Here is a 21,207-nt window from a genome sequence, read left to right as displayed (position 1 = left end):
TGCATCGTGAATCGCTCCTGCGTGAATACCGCGGCTGCGTTGCGTGTACGGTCTTTATTCGACCGTCGGCGGATTTTCGAAGGTGTGGAACGGCGCCGGGCTCGGCACGGTCCATTCGAGACCGGTTGCGCCATCCCAGGGCTTGTCGCCGGCCTTTTCCAGTTCGCCGCCGCCGCGATAGGCGGGCAGCGCGACGAAGAACAGGAAGTACACCTGCGACAGACCGAAACCGAATGCGCCGATCGTGATGACCTGGTTCCAGTCGGTGAACTGGGCCGGATAGTCGGCGTAACGACGCGGCATCCCGGCAAGGCCGACAAAGTGCATCGGCAGGAACGCGACGTTGAAGAACACCAGCGAGCACCAGAAGTGGATCTTGCCGCGCATCTCGTTGTACATCCAGCCGGTCCATTTCGGCGACCAGTAGTACCACCCTGAGAACAGCGCGAATAAGGATCCCGCCACCAGCACGTAGTGGAAGTGCGCCACCACGAAATAAGTCCCGTGATACTGGATGTCGAGCGGCGCCATCGCCAGCATCAGGCCCGACAGACCGCCGAACGTGAACACGATCAGGAAGCCCACGGACCACAGCATCGGCGTCTCGAACGTGAGCGAGCCGCGCCACATGGTGGCCACCCAGTTGAACACCTTCACGCCCGTCGGCACCGCGATCAGCATGGTCGCGTACATGAAGAACAGCTGACCCGTGACTGGCATGCCCGTGGCGAACATGTGGTGCGCCCAGACCATGAACGAGAGAATCGCGATCGACGCCGTGGCGTACACCATCGAGCTATAGCCGAACAGCGGCTTGCGCGAAAACGCCGGAATCACCTGCGACACGATCCCGAACGCCGGCAAGATCATGATGTAGACCTCGGGGTGGCCGAAGAACCAGAAAATATGCTGGTACATGACCGGGTCGCCGCCGCCTGCCGCATTGAAGAAGCTCGTGCCGAAGTGGCGATCGAACAGCAGCATGGTGATCGCGCCTGCCAGAACCGGCATCACGGCGATCAGCAGATAGGCGGTGATGAGCCACGTCCACGCGAACATCGGCATCTTCATGAGCGTCATGCCCGGTGCGCGCATGTTCAGGATCGTGACGACGATGTTGATGCCGCCCATGATCGACGAGGCGCCCATCATGTGGACCGCGAAAATCGCGAGGTCCATGCCGGGGCCCATCTGCGTGGAAAGCGGTGCGTAGAGCGTCCAGCCCGCGGCGGTTGCGCCGCCCGGTGCGAAGAACGAACCCACCAGCAGGCAGGCCGCTGCGGGCAGCAGCCAGAAGCTGAAGTTGTTCATGCGCGCGAAGGCCATGTCCGATGCGCCGATCTGCAGCGGCACCATCCAGTTCGCGAAGCCCACGAAGGCCGGCATGATCGCGCCGAACACCATGATCAGGCCGTGCATCGTGGTGAGCTGGTTGAAGAACTCGGGGCGCATGATCTGCAGGCCCGGTTCGAACAGTTCGGCGCGGATGCCCAGGGCCATCACGCCGCCCGACAGGAACATCACGAACGAGAACAGCAGATACAGCGTTCCGATGTCCTTGTGGTTGGTGGCCATCAGCCAGCGGCGCCAGCCGTGTGGCGTCGCGTGGGCGTGGTCGCCATGCACGTGACCGTGCCCCCCAGCTACATCGTGTCCGATGCTAGACATGACTCTCTCCTGAAGCGAATTGCTTTGTGTCTCTACTGCAGTGTTGGCCGGCGCGGCAGTCCGCGACTCGTGCCCGCTTTTTTACAGCGTACTGAGTGTTTCTTGTTATCGAATTCGTTATGTACTGCTTGTGGACCCGCCAGATTGCACGCTCGTGATGGCGTTTTATGCAGCCGGGCTGATTTCCACGCGGCGCGCTTCCTTCGCGTCCGCTCCGCCGGTGACCGTCTCCGGCTTCTTCAGAATGATGTGATCCTCGGCGATGCCCGCAGCCTTGAGCGCATCGCGCACGGCTTGTGCGCGGTGCTTGGCCAGTTCCGCATTGGCGTCAGCCTTGCCGCTCGCGTCGGTGTAACCCGACAGCGTGAACTTCGCGTCCGGATGCGCCTTCGCGTAATCCGCCGCCGCCTGGATCGCGTCCTTGGCGTCGCTGGGCAGCGTGCTCTTGCCCACTTCGAAATACACGCTGGCCGGTAGCGACGCGCTGCTTTGCGCCGCGCCCGAAGCTTGATCCGCGCCGCTGGCTGCCGCAGCCGGTGCGCTGGCTTCAGCCGCACCGCTTGCCGCTGCCTGGTCTGCACCCGCCGCACCCGCCGCCGCCGTTGTGCCGCCGCCTTCGGGCATCTTGCCGTTGCGCGCATCCGCCACCTGACGCGGCTGCAGGATGTCGCCCGTGTGGTTGCCCCACGCGTTGCGCTCGAAAGTGATGACCGAAGCGATTTCGACATCGTTGAGCGTCGGCGCCCAGGACGGCATCGCTGCCTTGCCCTTGAGCACGATGCTCACGTGTTCGGCGATCGGACCGTTGGCGACCTTGCTGCCGTCGAGCGCCGGGAACGCGCCCGCGCCCTTGCCCGTGGGCTGGTGGCACACCGCGCAGTTCGACGCGTAGACCTTCTCGCCGCGCTCCCTGAGTTCGGCCATCGTGTAGGTCTTGTTCGGGTCGTCGTTGGCCGCGGCCATCTTCGCCTTCTGCGTCTGCACCCACTTGGCGTAGTCGTCGTCGGACAGCACTTCGACCACCACCGGCATATAAGCGTGTTCCTTGCCGCAAAGCTCGGTACAGAAGCCGCGATAGGTGCCCACCTTCTCCGCCTTGAACCAGGTGTCGCGCACGAAGCCAGGAATTGCGTCCTGCTTCACGCCGAACGCCGGCACGTACCACGAGTGCACCACGTCGTTGGCCGTCGTGATCACGCGAATCTTCTTGTTGACCGGCACGACGAGCGGGTTGTCGACTTCCTGCAGATAGGTATCCGTGATCGGCGCGAGGCCGTTCACTTCGCTGCGCGGCGTGGTGAGCGTGGAGAAAAAGTTGATCCCCTCGCCTTCGCCCTTCACGTAGTCGTAGGCCCACTTCCACTGATAGCCCGTCACCTTGACGGTGATATCGGCGTTGGAGGTGTCCTTCATGGCCACCACAGCCTTGGTGGCCGGCAGCGCCATCAGCACGACGATGATGAACGGCACGATCGTCCAGATGATTTCGACGGTCGTACTTTCGTGGAAATGCGAAGCCTGATGGCCCTTCGATTTGCGATGCGCAAAGATCGAATAGAACATGACGCCGAATACGCCGATGAAAATCACCGTGCATAGGATCAGCATCATCGTATGAAGGTTGTAAAGCTCTTCTGCGATGCGCGTAACGGGCGGTTGGAGATTGATCTCGTTGACCGCTGGGCCGCCCGGACTGTCTCCGACTGCGAGTGCCGCGCCGGCGAATACGAGTCCGCTGCACGCCAGCACGCCCTGTAGGGCTCGCTTGATTGTTTTCATAGCTTCCTTACCCATAAATTCCATTCAAACCCTCGACCCCGCAGGAAGGTTTTGCAACCAGGTCGCGCCCTGGGGGCGCACACGCCGCGTCGTGATTCACTCACGCCGCGCATAACATTCAAATCGCGCGCGCAAGCCACGAGCGCAGTTCCCGCGCGAACTGCGCACGCCGATACTGCGGCAAATGCAACCCGACAGCGACCGCCTGGCCGCGGGACACGAGACGCACCGGGTCGCGTGGGGTGGCGCCCGGCTCGACCCGGACCCAGCGGGGATTGAATTCGAACTGCGTGAGCGCGTCGGCGCTCATCTGCTCGATCACCAGCCGGTTCGGATAAAGCCTGATTCGTTCGTAATCGACAGCATGGCGCGCATAGATGGCGAAGGCGCCCCCAACGACCAACAGATCGATGCCAGTGAACGGCAAAACCAGCCAGGCGCCGTGGATCAACAGCAGAACGGCGATCGCGATGGAGACCAGCGCCAGCGACAAATAGAACAACACGAATTGCCTGGGCGAAACCGAACAATTGCGCTTCATCGTCCAGTCCTTGAGGACCGGCTCCGGGCTCGCCAGCAGATCAGATGTCTGCATCGCTCGTTTCCCCCACTGCAACATCCTCAGACTATCGCCGCTTTGCGCCTTGCACAACTGCGGGAGAATCTGGAGGCGCCGCGGCGTTGCACGGAAATGAATCCCGCCCCACCGCCTGCAGACCGACGCATTATAGGCGCGATCCCAAGCCCCCACAAGCAAGCCACAATCGGCCGCAAACCCAATACTGACGGGACTTCCAGCGATTTTTCAATAAAATTTCGAGGGCTTTTCAGGCGCTAATTTCAGGCATAACGAAAGCCCCCTTATTACGTCACCGATTCCTTGCCGAACCTCGGCCGATATCTTCGATCCGCACGATGCCGTGGCCTTCCGCAGTGGTGCGCGGCACGGCTTTCCACGCATGTCCGTAAATGATCTCGAAGGTCAGCGGGATGGTGCCGGCGTTCGGCCCGTCGCTCAGGCGGCGCGCTTCGAGCGCAGCCAGCAGCGCGCGATGCAGGCGGCGCGATGCGCCCGGTTCATCCTCAGCACCCAGGCTGCGCGAGAACGGATAGGCGCCCCAGCGACGCACATCGGCGAGCAGCTTTTCGGGCGTCTTGTAGGTGACGGTGAGCGTTTCCTGATCCATCACCGGAATCTCGAAACCGTTCTCGACCAGCATGTCGCCGAGATCGTGCATATCGACGAAATCGATCACATGCGGCTGCATCGGCACGCCGTGCGCAGCCTCGACTTCGGCGTAGGCGCCGCGCAGTTCCTTGAGCGTATCGGGCCCGAGCGTGCTGAACATCAGCAGGCCGTTCACCTTGAGCACGCGCTGCCATTCGCCGAACACGAGGTCCGGGCGCGGATGCCAGTGCAGCGCGAGATTCGACCACAGCAGCTCGAACGCGCCGTGCGCGAACGGCAGCGCGGCGAAATCGGCCTGCGCGAAACGTGGCCCGCGCGAACCGAGCGCGCGTCCAATGGATGCCGGGAGGAAGCGCCGCCAGCTCGTGTCGCCCGCGTCGTGCGCGCGGGCGCGCTCCAGCATGGCGAAGGAGAGATCGGCGCCGAACACGGGCGCTTCCGGGAAGCGTTCGCGCAGCGCGGGGAGATCGTCACCGGGGCCGCAGCCCAGGTCGAGCACGCACGAGGGGCTTACCTTGATGTATTCGAGGCGCTCGCGCATGCGGTCAGCAATTTCGCGCGGCAGGAACGCGACCTGATCGAAGGTCGCCGCACGGCGGTCGAAAATCCGCTGCAGATAGCGCGGATCATAGGCCGGACGGCCGGGTCTGGGGTGAGACGGGGACATGTCGGTCGTATTGGCGAAGTCTGCGAAGTATACTCGCTCACTCCTGTCCTTTCAGTTCACTCGCCCGCTTCGGGCCGTCCTACGATGCCGCCGCCGACCGAATTGCCGTCCGATGTACCGCAATCGACGACGTCTTCAGCGACGTCCAACCCGTCGCCTGTCCCGCGACGCGCCTGCCAGAACATGGCGATGCGCGCTTATCGGAACGGGCAGGCGCGTTGGCCGCGGCTCGTCCAGTTAGTGCTGTCGGATCTGCTACCGAACTACTTACCCACTTTGTTACCCAGTGCGTGCCCATTATGCGGCAATTTGCCGCGACGCTCGCTCGGGGTGCGCAGCCCGGCGGCACGCCCGCGCGGCGGCCTTCGGCAGTGGGATTCGGTGCTCTGCGCGGCCTGCGATGCGGCGTACTGGAACGAGGCGCGGCTGCGCTGCGCGGTCTGCGCGCTGCCGCTTTCCGGCAGTCGCAGCCATCAAGGGCGGCATCGCGGACAACTTCGGTGTGACGTTTGCACGAAAGCACCGCCCGCCTTCGACGCGACCGTCGCGCTGGCCGACTACCGCGCGCCGCTCGACGCGCTGGCGCGCGGGCTGAAGTTCGGGGCGCGCCTCGGGCTGGGGGAGGAATTCGCGCGCCGCCTCGCCCGTGCGGCCGACGACGCGCTCGACCCGGCCGATGCGCCCGTGCTGATCGTGCCGGTGCCGCTCTCGCGCGAGCGCCTGATCGCGCGCGGCTATAACCAGGCGTGGCAGATCGCGAAACCTCTGGCCCGGGCGCTCGGGACGCGCGCCGACGCCACGCTGGTGCGCCGCACGCTGCACACCGCAGCGCAGTCGCGGCTCGACCGGGATACGCGCCGTCGCAACGTGGGCCGTGCGTTCGCGCTAAAGGATGACGGCGACGCGCTGAGCGGTCTGCATATCGGCGTAGTCGACGATGTGATGACCTCGGGCGCGACGCTCGACGCGCTCGCGCATCTGCTCAAGACCGCAGGCGCGCGGCGCGTGACGAATTTCGTCGCCTTGCGCACGCCGAAAGACTGACGCGCCTTTTTCGTTTTTAAGCTCTCTTTACTGTTTTTATCGTCATGTTTAACGTCGTTCTCGTCGAACCGGAAATTCCGCCGAACACCGGCAACGTCATCCGCCTGTGCGCCAACACGGGCGCGCGGCTGCATCTGATCGAGCCGCTTGGCTTCCCGCTCGACGACACGAAGCTGCGCCGCGCCGGCCTCGACTATCACGAATACGCGCAGATGAATGTCCATGCCGACTGGGACGCGTTCCTCGCTAAGGAAACGCCCGATCCGGCGCGCATGTTCGCGTTCACCACGCGCGGCTCGGGCCGCTTTCACGATCACGCCTTCCTGCCGGGTGACTGGTTCGTGTTCGGCGCGGAAACGCGCGGTCTGCCGGATGCGGTGCTCGATCGTTTCGCGCCCGAACAGCGCGTGCGCCTGCCGATGCGGCCTGACAACCGCAGTCTGAATCTGTCCAACACCGTCGCAGTGGTGGTGTTTGAGGCGTGGCGTCAGGCGGGGTTTGAAGGCGGCGAATAATCTCTGCGGCTGGCGTCAGAGCGCGGCGATCTCGCGCTCGTAACGCGTCAGCATCGCATCGTCGAAACACGCAAAGATCACGCGTTCGAGCGTCGGATAAGCGGCCAATCCGTCGACGACCGTTGCGAGCGCAATCTTCACCGCCTCATCGGGCGGAAAGCGATAAACGCCGCAACTGATCGCCGGAAACGCGATGCTTCTGACGCCCGCGTCGCGCGCCACTTCCAGCGAACGCCGGTAGCACGAAGCGAGCAGCAAGGCTTCGTCGCGCCCGCCCCCGTTCCAGACGGGGCCGACGGTGTGGATCACATGTTTTGCAGGGAGTTGATAGCCGGCGGTGGATTTGGCGTCGCCGGTCGGGCAGCCATTGAGGGCGCGGCACTCGCGCAGCAGATCAGGGCCCGCCGCGCGGTGGATCGCGCCATCCACGCCACCGCCGCCGAGCAGCGACGTATTGGCGGCATTCACGATTGCATCGACGTGCAGCGTGGTGATGTCCACCACTTGCGCTTCGATGCGGCAGTTTCCGATGGTCAGCATGCTGGCACTCCTTGCATAGTCAGGCTGGGAGCGCCAACCGGGACGCTACTCCGCCTTCGCGTCGCGCCTGAGCAGCGCGCTCACTGCATCGCGCGGCGCGACGCCCGCGAACAGCACATCGCACACCGCCTCGGTGATCGGCATGTCGATCTGATGCGCACGCGCAATCGCCGCCACGGCGCGCGCGCAGCGCACGCCTTCGGCCACATGGCCCAGCGCGCCAAGAATATCGTCGAGCGTACGCCCGCTCGCGAGCTGCTTGCCCACGGTGCGGTTGCGCGACAGATCGCCCGTCGCGGTGAGAATCAGGTCGCCGAGTCCCGTGAGACCGGTGAAGGTTTCCGCGCGGCCGCCCAGCGCCGCGCCCAGCCGCGTCATTTCCGCGAGGCCGCGCGTGATGAGCGCCGCGCGCGCATTCAGGCCCAGGCCCAGTCCGTCGGAGATGCCCGTGGCAATCGCCAGCACGTTCTTGACCGCGCCGCCCACTTCCACGCCGACGACGTCGTCGCCGGTATAGATGCGCATCGCGCGATGGTGGAAGGCGGCGAGCGTGCGCTCGCGGCAGTCGGCGCTGCTGCTCGCCACCGTCAGCGCGACGGGCAGACCGTCGCCCACTTCGCGCGCGAAGCTCGGGCCGGACAGCACGCCGTTGCTCGCGTGATCGGGCAATTCGGCGGCCACGACCTGATGCGGCATGAGTTGAGAATCGGCTTCGAAGCCCTTGCAGAGCCAGACGAAGTGCGCCGGCACGCGGCCCATGTCGCGCATGGTGCGCAGCATGTCGCGCAGACCCGCGACCGGGGTGCCGAGCACGACCAGATCCGCCTCGCCCGAAGCGTGTTCGAGCGCGGTGGCGAGATCGGTTTCGTACTTGAGGGATTGCGGCAGCGAGACGCCCGCGAGATAGCGGGCGTTCTCGTGCGTCTTGCGCAATGTGTCGACGAGCGCGCCATCGCGCGCCCACAACAATGTGTCGTGCGCCTGGGCGAGATGCCCTGCCAGCGCGGTGCCCCACGCTCCGGCGCCGAGAACGGCGACTTTCATTCCAGTACTCCGCACCGGTTGTGAGGTTTCAGCTGTCAATCAACGACCACTCAATGCGTGGCGTTGCTCGTGCCTTGTTGCTGCGCGAGCTGCTGCAGGCGTTGCTCGTAGAGCGCCTGGAAGTTGATTTCGGCCAGATGGATCGGGGGGAAGCCGGCACGCGTGATCGCGTCGGCGATGTTCGAGCGCAGGTACGGGAACAGGATCGTCGGGCAGGCGATGCCAACCAGCGGGTCGACCTGTTCAGCCGGGATGTTGCGGATGTCGAAAATGCCAGCTTGCTTGGCTTCGATCAGGAAAGCGACCTTTTCCTTGACCTTGGCGGTGACGGTGCCGGTCACGAGGATTTCGAACACCGATTCCGCGAGGCGCTCGGCCTTGACGTCGACTTCCACTTCCACGGAAGGCATGTCCTGCTCGAGGAAGATGGCCGGCGAGTTCGGCTGCTCCAGCGAAAGGTCCTTGAGGTAGATGCGCTGGATGTTGAAGAACGGCTGGTTATTCTCGTCAGACATGGTGTTTGGCTTCCTGATTAAATGGAGTTGCAGTTGCACAGTATTGCGACGCTTCGCGTTGCCGGAAATCGGACAATCTCGAAACACCGCTGCGCAGCCGCAATGAGCAGCAATGACAGCAACAAGCGACAACAAGCCCGCGCGCGCCTGGCTGGCCCGCACGGGCGAAAAACGTGGCGACGCGCGAGAGCGCCGCCTGGGGGCCTTTATGCTGCCGCTTCGAGCAGCGGCATCAGGCCGCCGGCGCGGTCGAGCGCGGAAAGGTCATCGTAACCGCCCACATGCGTCTCGCCGATGAAAACCTGCGGCACGGTGCGACGGCCGGTGCGCGTCATCATTTCTTCGCGCCGCGCCGGGTCCCGGTCGATCAGCACTTTCTCGATATGTTCGACGCCGCGCGACTTTAAAAGACGTTCGGCCATCTGGCAATACGGGCACACCTGGGTGCTGTACATGACAACCTTGCTCACTTCGAACCTCCTTGTTTCACGACCGGCATACCGGCCTGCTGCCAGGCGTTGACGCCGCCGTCCAGCACATGGACTTCGGCAAAACCGGCTTCTTTCACGAGGCTCGCGGCCTTGTGCGACTGCTGGCCCGTCTGGCAGACCAGCAACACCGGGTTGCTCTTGTTCTTGACGAACTGCGCGACCTTGCCCTGCAACTCGCCAAACGGCAGGTGGCGGGCAGCGGGCAGATGGCCCTTGGCGAATTCGTCGGCCGAACGCACGTCGATCACCACCGCGTTGCGGCGGTTGATCATCTGCGTCGCTTCGGCAGCGGAAATACCGCCGCGGCCACCGCGCTTAAGCGTCGGCCACAGGAGCAACCCTCCTGAGATGAGGACGATCGCGATGAGTACAAGGTTGATGTAATTGGTAAAGAACGTCACGGATGAGCCGCCGGAAAAAAGAGAAATCGAGGGAAATCCAGTTCAGACAATCCGCTCATTATAAAATAACCGTTTGTCGCAGGGTTGCCGCCCCAAGAGCCCAGGCCGCAACCCGCTGGACCGGGCAGCGTTCGCCAGGTAGTTGTACGCCGGCGCGTATCACCGACGTTCCCCGTCCCCGATTACCGCTTCCCTCACTACCGACCGTCATCCACATGTACAAACTCGTACTCATCCGCCACGGCGAATCGACCTGGAACAAGGAAAACCGCTTCACCGGCTGGGTGGACGTCGACCTGACCGAACAGGGCAACCGCGAAGCCCAGCAGGCCGGCCAGCTGCTCAAGGCATCGGGCTACTCGTTCGACATCGCCTACACCTCGGTGCTCAAGCGCGCGATCCGCACGCTCTGGCACGTTCAGGATCAGATGGACCAGATGTACCTGCCCGTGGTCCACTCGTGGCGCCTGAACGAGCGCCACTATGGCGCGCTTTCGGGTCTGAACAAGGCCGAAACCGCCGCCAAATACGGCGACGAACAGGTTCTGGTCTGGCGCCGCAGCTACGACACGCCGCCGCCCGCACTGGAGCCGACCGACGACCGCACGGCCTACAACGACCCGCGCTACGCCAAGGTGCCGCGCGAGGAGCTGCCGCTCACGGAATGCCTGAAGGACACCGTGGCGCGCGTGCTGCCGCTGTGGAACGAGTCGATCGCACCGGCCATCAAGGCAGGCAAGAAGATCGTGATCGCCGCGCACGGCAACTCGATCCGCGCACTCGTGAAGTACCTCGACGGCATTTCGGACACCGACATCGTCGGCCTGAACATTCCGAACGGCGTGCCGCTCGTCTATGAACTGGACGAGAACCTCAAACCCATCACGCATTACTACCTGGGCGACGCCGACGCCATCGCCGCAGCGCAAGCCGCCGTGGCGAACCAGGGCAAGAAGGCGTAAGCCCATCTTTTCCTGTCGTCCGTCGACTTCACCGGCCCTGAGCTTTGCTGCCCGGGGCCGGTCGTATACCCGCGCGATACCCGCGCGCAACGGCCCGTCGCGCGCATCCCGTCTTCCTCCGCATTTTTGCGCCTCTGTCTGGCAGACCTGCCAGCCTCCCGTCACGCTCCCGCCAGTCCCGCGCCCAGCAAGGCTTTGCGGCACGCGACTTGCGAACTGGCTCGCGTTCAGACTGTCGAACCCGCAACGTTCGTCCCTTCATCGCGCCTTATACACAGGGCGGCCGAGTGTGCAGTTATACTTGTCCGTCGCTTTTCCATTAGACGCTGCCACGCGCCTTTCGACCGCACGCAACAACCTCTATGCGAAAGAACCTTAAAAATATCGGCCTGATCGCCGCTGGCCTCGCGACCGGCGTCTTTGCCACCCTGCAAATTTCCGCCTCGGCGCAGCAGACCCAGCAAACCGTGATCGAGCCGTTGCCGCTCGACCAGCTCCGGCTCTTCGCCGAAGTGTTCGGCCAGATCAAGCATGAGTACGTCACGCCGGTCGACGACAAGAAGCTCCTCACCGCTGCCATCAAGGGCATGGTGTCGAGCCTCGACCCGCACTCGTCGTATCTCGACAAGACCGACTACCAGGAACTCCAGGAACAGACCAAGGGCCGCTTCGCGGGCCTCGGCATCGAGATCTCCTCGGAAGACGGCCTGATCAAGGTCATCTCGCCCATCGAAGACACGCCCGCATTCCGCGCCGGCATCCGTCCGGGCGACCTGATCACGCGCATCAACGACAAGCCCGTGCGCGGCATGACGCTCGACCAGGCGGTCAAGCAGATGCGCGGCGACCCGGGCACCAAGGTCACGCTGACGATCTTCCGCAAGACCGACGACCGCACCTTCCCGCTCACGATTACGCGCGCCATCATCAAGGTGCAGAGCGTGAAGTCGAAGATCCTCGCGCCGGGCTACGCGTACATCCGCATCACGAGCTTCCAGGAACGCACCACGCCTGACCTCGCGGCCAAGCTGCAGGACATCGCGCGTCAGGAGCCGAACCTCAAGGGCCTCATCCTCGACCTGCGCAACAACGGCGGCGGTCTGCTGCAGAGCGCGGTCGGCGTTGCGGGCGCGTTCCTGCCGGCGGATTCGGTGGTCGTGTCCACCAACGGCCAGATCCCGGATTCCAAGCAGGTCTATCGCGACAACTACGAGAACTACCGCCTGCCGTCGTTCGATGGCGATCCGCTCAAGGGCGAAGCGGCCGAGTTCAAGACCGTGCCGATGATCGTGCTGACCAACGCCTACTCGGCGTCGGCATCGGAAATCGTCGCGGGCGCGCTGCAGGACCAGAAGCGTGCGCTCATCATCGGCAAGACCACGTTCGGCAAGGGTTCGGTGCAGACGGTGCGTCCGATGACGGCCGACACGGCACTGCGTCTGACCACGGCGTACTACTACACGCCGAGCGGCCGTTCGATCCAGAACAAGGGCATCCGTCCTGACGTTGCGGTCGATCAATACGCCGATGGCGATCCGGACGACGCACTCGTCACGCGCGAAGTCGACTACTCGAACCACCTTGCGAACACGCAGGATCCGGACGAGAAGAAGGAGCAGGATCTGCGCGAGCAGGAGCGCATGGACATGCTGCGTCAGCTTGAAGAGCAGAACGACAAGAAGACGCCGGAACAGCGCCAGAAGGATCGCGACCGCAAGCCGGTCGAGTTCGGTTCGACCGACGACTTCATGCTCCAGCAGGCGCTCAACAAGCTGCAAGGCAAGCCGGTGACGGAATCGAAGTCGCCGATGGAGCGCCGCCTCGCGCAAGCGAAGCCGCCTGCATCCGCTTCGGCGCCGATCGCGGTGAAGCCGTCGGCTTCGGCCGTGCCGGGCGCATCGACGCCGGTTCCGGCCTCGGCTCCGGCGAAGTAAGCCACGCTCCGTAGTACCTGCCTCGCGGCCCCTCGCGCTCAATGCGCCAGGGGCCGCGAGGCCGTTTACCGCAGCGCCGTTACAATGACGGCCTGAACTTCCGGCGTGCGCATCGATGAACGACGACCAACTCCTCCGCTATTCCCGCCATATTCTCGTCGACGAGATCGGCATCGAGGCGCAGCAGCGCTTTCTCGACGCGCATGCGCTCGTGATCGGCGCGGGCGGCCTGGGCTCGCCAGCAGCCATGTATCTGGCGGCGTCGGGCGTGGGCACGCTCACCCTCGTCGACAACGACACGGTCGATCTCACCAATCTGCAGCGGCAGATCATGCACGAGACGGCCTCGGTCGGCCGCGCAAAAGTGGAGTCGGGCCGCGACGCCATCGCGCGCCTGAATCCCGAAGTGAAGGTGAACGCCGTCGCCGCGCGCATCGACGACGCATGGCTCGACGAACACGTGCCGAAGATGAACGTGGTGCTCGACTGCACCGACAACTTCGCCACGCGCCACGCGATCAACCGCGCCTGCGTGAAGCATGGCGTGCCGCTCGTATCGGGCGCGGCGCTGCGCTTCGACGGCCAGATCAGCACCTTCGATTTCCGCGACGAAACTTCGCCCTGCTACGCCTGCGTGTTCCCTGAAGATCAGCCCTTCGAGGAAGTCGCGTGCTCGACCATGGGCGTGTTCGCGCCGACGGTGGGCATCATCGGCGCGATGCAGGCAGCGGAAGCGCTGCGCGTGATCGGCGAAATCGGCACGCCGCTGGTGGGGCGGCTGATGATGCTCGACTCGCTGCGCATGGAATGGAACACGATGCGCATCGCGCGTCAGCCCGATTGCCCGGTTTGCGCAGAACGAAACGTCAAGCGGCACGCATAAAGAAAAAGCCCCGGCACGCCGGGGCTTTTCACTTCGCAACGCTTTGATTCACCGCGCTCAGGCTTGCGTCAAACGCCCAAGCGCCGCTTCAAGCTCCTCAGGCTCATAGGCCGCGAGCACATCGGCCACCGGCTTCTCCAGCGCCTTCAACTGCGAGCGCAGAATCTCCTGCTTCACCACCAGCAACTGGCTGGGATGCATCGAGAACTCGGTGAGTCCCATGCCCAGCAGCAAACGCGTGAGCTGCGGATCGCCCGCCATCTCCCCGCACACCGACACCGGCACGCCCGCGCGCTTGGCCTCGCGCAGCGTGTGCGAAATGAGCTGCAGCACGGCCGGATGCAACGGATCGTAGAGATCGGCCACGGCGTTATCGGCGCGATCGATGGCGAGCGTGTACTGGATCAGATCGTTGGTACCGATCGAGAGGAAGTCCAGCCGCCGCAGGAACATCGGCAACGCCAGCGCCGCCGCCGGAATCTCGATCATCGCGCCCACCTGGATGTTGGGATCGTAGGCGAGCCCCGCATCGTCGAGCTGACGCTTCGCTTCGCGGATCAGATCGAGCGTCTGGTCGATCTGCTGTGCGTGCGCAAGCATCGGAATCAGGATCTTGACCGTGCCGAACGCCGAGGCGCGCAGGATCGCGCGCAACTGCGTGAGGAACATCTGCGGCTCTGACAGACTCCAGCGGATCGCGCGTAGTCCCAGCGCCGGGTTCGCGGCGGTCTCGTAGCCGTCGGCGGCGGTCATGGCGTCGAGCGGCTTGTCCGCGCCCACGTCGATGGTGCGGATCGTCACGGGCAGGCCGTTCATTAGCTGGGCCGCGCGCTTGTAGGCTTCGAACTGCTCGTCCTCTTCCGGCAACTGGTCCTTGTGATTCATGAAGAGGAATTCAGTGCGGAACAGGCCCACGCCGGTCGCGCCCGAATCGAGCGCGGCCTGCGCATCTTCGGGTAACTCGATGTTGGCGTAGAGCTGGATCTTGGCGCCGCACAGCGTCTGCGTGGGGGAGAACTTGAGGCGCTGCAGCTTGCGCCGCTCAAGCGCCATCTCGCTCTGGCGGTAGGTGTACTCCTCCAGCACGATGGGCGCGGGATCGACGATCACCACACCGTGATCGCCGTCGACGATGATGAGATCGTCCTGACGAATCAGCGAACTGGCCTGCTGGACGCCCACGGCCGCCGGAATGCCCAGGCTGCGCGCGACGATCGCCGTATGCGAGGTGCGCCCGCCCAGATCGGTGACGAAGCCCTGGAACGTTTGCCCCTTGAACTGCAGCATGTCGGCGGGCGCGATGTCGTGCGCCACCACGATCATCTCGTCGCAGCTGCCGTGCAGCGTCGGCGGCGACGCGCCCGCGAGCGCCTTGAGCACGCGCTCGACCACCTGCTCGATGTCGGCCTTGCGCTCGCGCAGGTATTCGTCTTCGACATCGTCGAAGTGACGCGACAGGCGTTCGAGCTGTTCGGTGAGCGCCCACTCCACGTTGAAGCGGCGCGTGCGGATGAGGTCGATGGTCTCCTGCACGAGCATCACGTCGTTCAGGATCATGAGGTGGACGCCGATGAACGCGCCCATTTCGCTGGGAGCGTCGGCGGCGAGGTCGGCGCGCAGCGTGTCGAGCTCCTGCTCGACGAGCTTGAGCGCGGCCCGGAAGCGCCCGATTTCGTCTTCGATCTGCGCGAGTTCCACCAGATAGTGGTCGACGTCGAGCGCAGCCGGCGCGATCAGATACGCCCGCCCGATGGCGATACCGCGTGATACGGGAATTCCATGCAGCGTGAACGGCACGCGCACCTCCTCTGGTTATGTGATGCCGCGGCAAACCGCTGCAATGCGCTCTCTCTGACCCCGGCGCTCATTATAAATTCCGTCGCGTGCAGATGTTCTATCGAACCCATCTGAAAACCCTGAAAATCGCCGTCTGGCAAGGTTTTGCGGCGCACCATGAAGTCCGGCGCAGGCGTCGACCTGCGTGGGTTCGCGCTAGCCGTGGCGGCAACGAAAAACGCCGCGTCGAAACGCGGCGTTGGGCATAACAGGGAAGGCTGCGCAGGAAGCGCTTACTGGCCTTCGCCGAACTTATCGGCGATCAGCTTGAGCAGTGCGCTCATGGCGTCGGACTCGTCCGGGCCTTCGGTCTCGATCAGCACCGTACTGCCGATGCCCGCCGCCAGCATCATCACGCCCATGATGCTCTTGGCGTTGATCCGGCGGCCATTGCGGCTCATCCAGATTTCCGACTGGTAATTGCCCGCCAGTTGCGTCAGCTTCGCCGACGCGCGCGCATGCAGGCCAAGTTTGTTCACGATGGTCGTTTCTTGTTGAAGCATAGGTCGATCCAGGCGCAGTGTGTTGGAGTGGTGCGGTGAGATTGTGCGTCGCGCGCGCAAGAAACGCGCGCTGCGCGTCCGGGCACGCGCGTGAGCGTGCGCCGGGGGCTTGCTGATTGTGGTGCGCCCAAGCCGCGTTGATCCGGCTCAGGCCGTGCCGGCAGGCTTGAACGCCATCGCCGGTGCTGCGGACGCAGCGCTCGTGGTGCTGGCCGTGCTTGCAGCGCTCGCCGCCTGGGCCGCGCTGCTTGCCGCAGCGGCGCTCACTGCCGCCTTCGCCACGGCTTCGGATGCGGCTTCCGCGCAGGGCGTCGGCGCGCAGCCGCAGTCGTTACTGGGCGGCGGCGTGCTCGGGCCGATGGGCTGGACGCCCTTGCTCGCACCCGCCAGCGCCTTTTCGACCAGCGTGTCGAGCGGCGTCGCGCGGTAGCAGACCGCGCGCACCAGCATCGGCAGATTGACGCCCGCCAGCACCCTCACCTGAGGCACCGTCGCAAGCCGCGCGGCGATGTTGGAAGGTGTGGCGCCGAACATGTCGGTCAGCACGAGCGCCCCGTTTTCCTCGCGCAGGCGCTCGATTTCGGCGTTCGCCTGGGCGACGACCACAGCGGGGTCGCTGTCGGGCAGCACGTCCAGAGCGCCGATGCGCGCCGGACAGCCGCCGTAGATATGGGCAATACATTCGCGCAGCGCAGTAGCGAGCGGTGCGTGAGCGATGATCAGAATCCCTGCCATGTCAGCGTGACTACAAATAACGGCTTCGGTTGATGCCTTGGGCCGATCTCCGAAGATCGCGTCCGACAGCGCCGACCTGCGGCCAGCCGTGGGCCATCAGGGTCGGAACATGCGCTGGAGTTTGCTGTAGCGCAAAAACCAGTCGCGGGCTCGCGGCATTGTAGCAGGGTCATTTTCGTGCCGACCATGCGGTTTTGCACGCGGTTCACGCCCGCATTTTCCTCTCGTTTCCTCTTACCGATGCGCAGGTTTTGTGCCTCGCAGCACGCCAAGGCGCATCCACAACAGGAAGATGCTGCCGCGGCGGCGGGAATCAAGCGCCTGAAGCGCCCCGCCGCCGCCGTTCGAGGAAGTCCTCAACCGATTTATAGCCGTTTTTGGTCGCGATGGCGTGAGCGTGGCCGCGCTCAGGCCGCCGCGCGCTCCAGCGCGTCGATGAACATCGCCGCCACGTCGAAGCCGGTCTGCTCCATGATTTCGCGGAAGCACGTCGGGCTGGTCACGTTGACCTCGGTGAGCCAGTCGCCGATTGCATCGAGCCCCACCAGCAGCAGCCCGCGTTCGAGCAGCTTCGGGCCCAGCGTCTTCGCGATCTCCAGATCGCGCGCCGTCAGCGGTTGCGCCACGCCCAGACCGCCCGCCGCCAGGTTGCCGCGCACCTCGTTGCCCTGCGGAATGCGCGCGAGCGAATACGGCACCGGCTCGCCGCCAATCAGCAGAATGCGCTTGTCGCCGGCCTTGATTTCGGGGATGAATTTCTGCGCCATCACGCTGCGCGCGCCGTCGTGGCTCAGCATTTCGATGATCGAGCCGAGGTTCATGCCGTCCGCCTTGACGCGGAACACGCCCATGCCGCCCATGCCGTCGAGCGGCTTGAGGATCACGTCCTGGTGCTCTTCGTGGAATTTGCGCAGGCGTGCGGCGTCGCGCGTCACCAGCGTGGGCGCGACGAACTGCGCGAATTCGCCGATGGCGAGCTTTTCCGAATGGTCGCGGATCGCCTGCGGCTTGTTGAAGATCTTCGCGCCCGCGCGCTCGGCGATTTCCAGCAGCCACGTCGACGTGACGTACTCCATGTCGAACGGCGGGTCCTTGCGCATGATGACGGCGTCGAAGCCGGTCAGCGCGCGGGAATCGGGCGAGTCCTTGAACCAGGTCTCGCGATGCAGGTCCGCCGTATCGCCGACGATCTCGAAGCGCCGCACATCGGCTTCGACCTGGCCGTTCACCCAGGCGAGGTGCTGCGGCTCGCACGCGTAGAGCGTGTGACCGCGCTTCGCGGCCTCGGCCATCATCGCGTAGGTCGAATCCTTGTAGATCTTGAACCGCTCAAGCGGATCGGCGATGAAGAGAATGTCCATGTCGTCCCTGCAGCAAATTGGATGTTGTGCCGGAAATCTCCGGCCTTGATGACGACTGCGCCCGCTCGGGGCGGGCGCAGCATGAAGTTTTTATCGGCTTGATGCCAGCGTTGCCAGCATCAAACCTGGATCGCCTCGGGGTCGGTCTTTTCCAGCTCGACCGACGCCGCCAGCAGCCCAAGACGCGCCACCACGCCGTACATGTAGAAGCGGTTCGGCGGCGCGGCGCCCGGCTTCGCGCGCGTGTCCGGCAACGCGGTGTGCTCGAAGCCCAGCGGCACGAAGTGCATGCCCGGCGCATTCAGGTTCTGGTCGCGCTCGCGGCTGCCGTGCGCGCGGTAGAAGCCGCCCACCACGTAGCGGTCGATCATGTAGACGACCGGTTCCGCCACTTCGTCGCCGATGTGCTCGAACGTGTACACGCCTTCCTGCACGATGACGTCGCGCACTTCCAGCCCGTCCTTCGTGGCCGACATCTTCGCACGTTCGCGCTTGGTGAGTGCGGCGACCTCGGAGGCGTCGTGCACCGTCATCACGCCGCGGCCGTCGGTGCCGGCGTCGGACTTGATGACCACGTAGGGCTTTTCGGTGATGCCGTATTCGCGATACTTCTTCGCGATCTTCTTGAGCACCGCGTCAATCGACGTCGCCAGTTGCTCCTCGCCCGTGCGCGCCTCGAAATCGACGTTTTCCACGTGCGCGAAGTACGGGTTGATCATCCACGGATCGACGCCGACCATCTTGGCGAACTTCTTCGCCACGTCGTCATAGCAGGAGAAGTGCGTCGACTTGCGGCGCACGGCCCAGGCGGCGTGCAGCGGCGGCAGCAGGTATTGCTCGTGCAGATTTTCGAGCACCGGCGGAATGCCGCCCGACAGATCGTTGTTCAGCAGAATCGAACACGGATCGAAATTCTTCAGGCCGAGACGGCGCTGCGAGCGCTCAAGCGGCTCCAGCACGATCTTCTGGCCGTCCGCCAGCGAGATCGTGACCGGCCCTGCGATGTTTTCATCGAAGGTGCCGAAGCGCACGTTCAGGCCGGCCTGACGCATGATGGTCGCCAGCCGCGCGACGTTTTCGAGGTAGAAGGCGTTGCGCGTGTGCTGCTCGGGAATCACGAGCAGATTCTTGGCGTCCGGGCAGATCTTCTCGACGGCGGCCATGGCGGCCTGCACGGCGAGCGGCAGCACTTCCATCGGCAGGCAATGGAAGGCGCCAGGAAAGAGGTTGGTGTCGACCGGCGCGAGCTTGAAGCCCGCATTGCGCAGGTCCACCGACGCGTAGAACGGCGGCGTGTGCTCCTGCCATTCGAGGCGGAACCAGCGCTCGATGGCCGGCGTCGCGTCGAGGATGCGCTGCTCCAGCTCAAGGAGCGGGCCGTTCAACGCCGTAACCAGATGCGGGACCATAAGGTATTACTCGCGGACAAAAGCTGATTGATTGTAGGAAAACCGGGAGCTTAACTGGGGACGATTGCGCCGGTTACAAGATGTTTCCCCTTACATTCCATAGGGTTACTCGCGGTTATCTCGCAGTTATCTTGCAGTTAGTCGCGAATCCGGCCGTCGGCCACCCCGTTCTGGCCGGAACTGCCCCCGTTATCCACATCGAATAACCATTCTGAACCGCGCGCACCATCGAATGCAATGGCGCCGTACGGAATGAAGGGTCAACCTGGCCATAACAGCTGGGTAACGCATGAGCGCCCGTCTTATTCCCGCTTCGCAAGGCGCACGCCCAAAAAGAAAGGGCCCGCCGGTAAAGGCGGGCCCAAGTCGCTGTGCTCCAGGTAATGCCACTTCGCTTGCTGCTACTGCATTACTGCATTACTGCGTTGCTGCTTCCCCGTGCCAACTCACACTCTTGATTTATTCGACGCGCTCGCCGTGGAGGATCACGTCGAGACCTTCGCGTTCTTCTTCTTCCGTCACGCGCAGGCCCATCACCATGTCGATCACCTTCAGCAGGACGAAGCTCACCACGCCGCTGTAGATGAGGGTCGTGAGCACGCCCTTGACCTGCAGGATCACGCTGCCGTCCGCGCCGCCGATGTCCTTGACCGCGAACACGCCGGTCAGGATGGCGCCGATGATGCCGCCGATGCCGTGCACGCCGAATGCGTCGAGCGAGTCGTCATAGCCGAACTTGTGCTTGAGCCACGTCGCCGACCAGAAGCAGACCACGCCGGCCACCACGCCAATCACGATCGCGCCCATCACGCCGACGAAACCCGAAGCCGGCGTCACTGCAACCAGACCTGCCACTGCGCCCGAAGCGATACCGAGCACCGACGGCTTGCCCTTGGCGATCCACTCCGCGAACATCCAGCCAAGCGCCGCGCATGCCGTGGCGACTTGCGTCGTGAGCATGGCGAAACCGGCACGGCCATCAGCCGCGACTGCCGAACCTGCGTTGAAGCCGAACCAGCCCACCCACAGCATGGCCGCGCCGATCAGCGTGAGGACCAGGTTGTGCGGCGCCATGACTTCGCGGCCATAACCGATACGCTTGCCGAGCACCAGGCAGCACACCAGACCGGCGATACCGGCGTTGATGTGCACCACCGTGCCGCCTGCGAAGTCGAGGATGCCTGCGCTTGCCAGCCAGCCGGTCGGCTCCCAGACCATGTGGGCGATCGGCGAGTAGACGATGATCGACCAGAGCGACATGAACACCAGCATCGCCGAGAACTTCATGCGGTCAGCGAACGCACCGGTGATGAGCGCCGGCGTGATGATCGCGAACGTCATCTGATAGACGAAGTACACGGTCTCCGGAATCGTCGTGGCCAGATGGCTCACGGTCAGCGTGGTCGCCTTGTCGCCCTTGATGTAGTTCATGCCTTCAAGGAAGACGCGCGAGAAGCCGCCGATGAACGAATTGCCCGGCGTGAAGGCCAGCGAGTAGCCCACCACCGTCCAGATCACCGTGACGACGCAGGTGATGGCGAAGCTCTGCATGAGCGTCGCGAGCACGTTCTTCTTGCGGACCATGCCACCGTAGAAGAGCGCGAGGCCCGGGATCGTCATGAACAGCACGAGCGCGGTGGAGGTCAGCATCCACGCGGTGTCGCCCGAATTGATCTTCGACGAATCGACCGAGAACGGCGCGGTCGGTGCAGCGGGCGCGGCCGCAGCGGC

The 21,207-nt window shown here is 64.3% G+C and carries 20 protein-coding genes; 5 read left to right on the top strand and 15 right to left on the bottom strand.

What is annotated here, in order from left to right:
• Positions 1–54: 54 nt before the first annotated feature.
• From ctaD to F3J17_RS28650, 4 genes are all read right to left on the bottom strand, one after another.
• The gene (gene ctaD, locus F3J17_RS28665) at positions 55–1,668 is read right to left on the bottom strand and encodes a cytochrome c oxidase subunit I (protein ID WP_167067286.1); all 1,614 of its coding nucleotides are present in this window, start codon (positions 1,666–1,668) and stop codon (positions 55–57) included.
• Between the two features lie 165 nt (positions 1,669–1,833).
• Positions 1,834–3,471, bottom strand: coding sequence for a cytochrome c oxidase subunit II (coxB, locus tag F3J17_RS28660; protein WP_167067283.1), 1,638 nt, complete (start codon positions 3,469–3,471; stop codon positions 1,834–1,836).
• A gap of 94 nt (positions 3,472–3,565) precedes the next feature.
• Positions 3,566–4,042: a DUF2244 domain-containing protein gene (locus tag F3J17_RS28655; RefSeq protein WP_103702465.1), complete on the bottom strand. Its 477-nt coding sequence runs from the start codon at positions 4,040–4,042 to the stop codon at positions 3,566–3,568.
• Between the two features lie 274 nt (positions 4,043–4,316).
• Entirely contained in the window at positions 4,317–5,303 is a 987-nt protein-coding gene (locus F3J17_RS28650; protein WP_167067280.1) for a methyltransferase domain-containing protein, read from the bottom strand.
• Positions 5,304–5,486: 183 nt separating this feature from the next.
• Here F3J17_RS28650 and F3J17_RS28645 point away from each other — a divergent pair, with 183 nt between their 5' ends.
• Together F3J17_RS28645 and trmL are read left to right on the top strand one after the other, a co-directional pair.
• Entirely contained in the window at positions 5,487–6,347 is an 861-nt protein-coding gene (locus F3J17_RS28645) for a ComF family protein (RefSeq protein ID WP_167067277.1), read from the top strand.
• Positions 6,348–6,391: 44 nt separating this feature from the next.
• A complete protein-coding gene (gene trmL, locus F3J17_RS28640; protein WP_167067274.1) occupies positions 6,392–6,862 on the top strand; it encodes a tRNA (uridine(34)/cytosine(34)/5-carboxymethylaminomethyluridine(34)-2'-O)-methyltransferase TrmL in 471 nt (156 codons plus the stop codon).
• Between the two features lie 15 nt (positions 6,863–6,877).
• Here trmL and F3J17_RS28635 read toward each other — a convergent pair whose 3' ends face one another.
• From F3J17_RS28635 to F3J17_RS28615, 5 genes are all read right to left on the bottom strand, one after another.
• Complete coding sequence (locus F3J17_RS28635; protein ID WP_167067271.1) at positions 6,878–7,402, bottom strand: O-acetyl-ADP-ribose deacetylase; 525 nt, start codon at positions 7,400–7,402, stop codon at positions 6,878–6,880.
• 45 nt (positions 7,403–7,447) lie between these two features.
• The gene (locus F3J17_RS28630) at positions 7,448–8,446 is read right to left on the bottom strand and encodes an NAD(P)H-dependent glycerol-3-phosphate dehydrogenase (protein ID WP_167067268.1); all 999 of its coding nucleotides are present in this window, start codon (positions 8,444–8,446) and stop codon (positions 7,448–7,450) included.
• A 50-nt stretch (positions 8,447–8,496) separates the two neighbouring features.
• Positions 8,497–8,961, bottom strand: coding sequence for a protein-export chaperone SecB (gene secB, locus F3J17_RS28625; RefSeq protein WP_167067265.1), 465 nt, complete (start codon positions 8,959–8,961; stop codon positions 8,497–8,499).
• Positions 8,962–9,167: 206 nt separating this feature from the next.
• Positions 9,168–9,431 (bottom strand): glutaredoxin 3, encoded by a 264-nt coding sequence (gene grxC / locus F3J17_RS28620; RefSeq protein ID WP_027815727.1) that lies wholly within the window; start codon positions 9,429–9,431, stop codon positions 9,168–9,170.
• Positions 9,428–9,853, bottom strand: coding sequence for a rhodanese-like domain-containing protein (locus F3J17_RS28615; RefSeq protein ID WP_167067262.1), 426 nt, complete (start codon positions 9,851–9,853; stop codon positions 9,428–9,430). The genes grxC and F3J17_RS28615 overlap by 4 nt, the downstream gene beginning before the upstream one ends.
• A 215-nt stretch (positions 9,854–10,068) precedes the next feature.
• On the opposite strand from F3J17_RS28615, the gene gpmA reads away from it, so the two are divergent.
• The 3 genes from gpmA to moeB all read left to right on the top strand — a co-directional run bounded on the left by gpmA (position 10,069) and on the right by moeB (position 13,632).
• Complete coding sequence (gene gpmA / locus F3J17_RS28610) at positions 10,069–10,815, top strand: 2,3-diphosphoglycerate-dependent phosphoglycerate mutase (protein WP_167067259.1); 747 nt, start codon at positions 10,069–10,071, stop codon at positions 10,813–10,815.
• Between the two features lie 362 nt (positions 10,816–11,177).
• A complete protein-coding gene (locus F3J17_RS28605; protein WP_167067256.1) occupies positions 11,178–12,749 on the top strand; it encodes a S41 family peptidase in 1,572 nt (523 codons plus the stop codon).
• Between the two features lie 115 nt (positions 12,750–12,864).
• Positions 12,865–13,632, top strand: coding sequence for a molybdopterin-synthase adenylyltransferase MoeB (gene moeB / locus F3J17_RS28600; RefSeq protein ID WP_167067253.1), 768 nt, complete (start codon positions 12,865–12,867; stop codon positions 13,630–13,632).
• 57 nt (positions 13,633–13,689) lie between these two features.
• Here the strand turns inward: moeB and ptsP are convergent, their stop codons facing one another.
• The 6 genes from ptsP to F3J17_RS28570 form a co-directional block, all read right to left on the bottom strand.
• Positions 13,690–15,429, bottom strand: a complete 1,740-nt coding sequence (ptsP, locus tag F3J17_RS28595) for a phosphoenolpyruvate--protein phosphotransferase (RefSeq protein ID WP_167067250.1) — start codon at positions 15,427–15,429, stop codon at positions 13,690–13,692.
• A gap of 272 nt (positions 15,430–15,701) precedes the next feature.
• The gene (locus F3J17_RS28590; RefSeq protein ID WP_167067247.1) at positions 15,702–15,971 is read right to left on the bottom strand and encodes an HPr family phosphocarrier protein; all 270 of its coding nucleotides are present in this window, start codon (positions 15,969–15,971) and stop codon (positions 15,702–15,704) included.
• A 147-nt stretch (positions 15,972–16,118) separates the two neighbouring features.
• Positions 16,119–16,706 carry a PTS sugar transporter subunit IIA gene (locus F3J17_RS28585; RefSeq protein ID WP_167067244.1) on the bottom strand — a complete coding sequence of 196 codons (588 nt, stop codon included), beginning with the start codon at positions 16,704–16,706 and terminating at the stop codon, positions 16,119–16,121.
• A 407-nt stretch (positions 16,707–17,113) separates the two neighbouring features.
• Positions 17,114–18,067, bottom strand: a complete 954-nt coding sequence (gene gshB / locus F3J17_RS28580) for a glutathione synthase (protein WP_167067241.1) — start codon at positions 18,065–18,067, stop codon at positions 17,114–17,116.
• Positions 18,068–18,186: 119 nt separating this feature from the next.
• Positions 18,187–19,476: a glutamate--cysteine ligase gene (gshA, locus tag F3J17_RS28575; RefSeq protein ID WP_167067238.1), complete on the bottom strand. Its 1,290-nt coding sequence runs from the start codon at positions 19,474–19,476 to the stop codon at positions 18,187–18,189.
• Positions 19,477–19,935: 459 nt separating this feature from the next.
• A partial coding sequence (locus tag F3J17_RS28570) for an ammonium transporter (RefSeq protein WP_167067235.1) occupies positions 19,936–21,207 on the bottom strand: 1,272 nt, incomplete at its 5' end.

This window comes from Burkholderia sp. Ax-1719, assembly GCF_011753055.1.
In the GTDB taxonomy this organism is placed as follows: domain Bacteria; phylum Pseudomonadota; class Gammaproteobacteria; order Burkholderiales; family Burkholderiaceae; genus Paraburkholderia.
The sequence above is the reverse complement of the archived record's forward strand: the minus strand, read 5'-3'. Positions and strand labels throughout refer to the sequence as shown.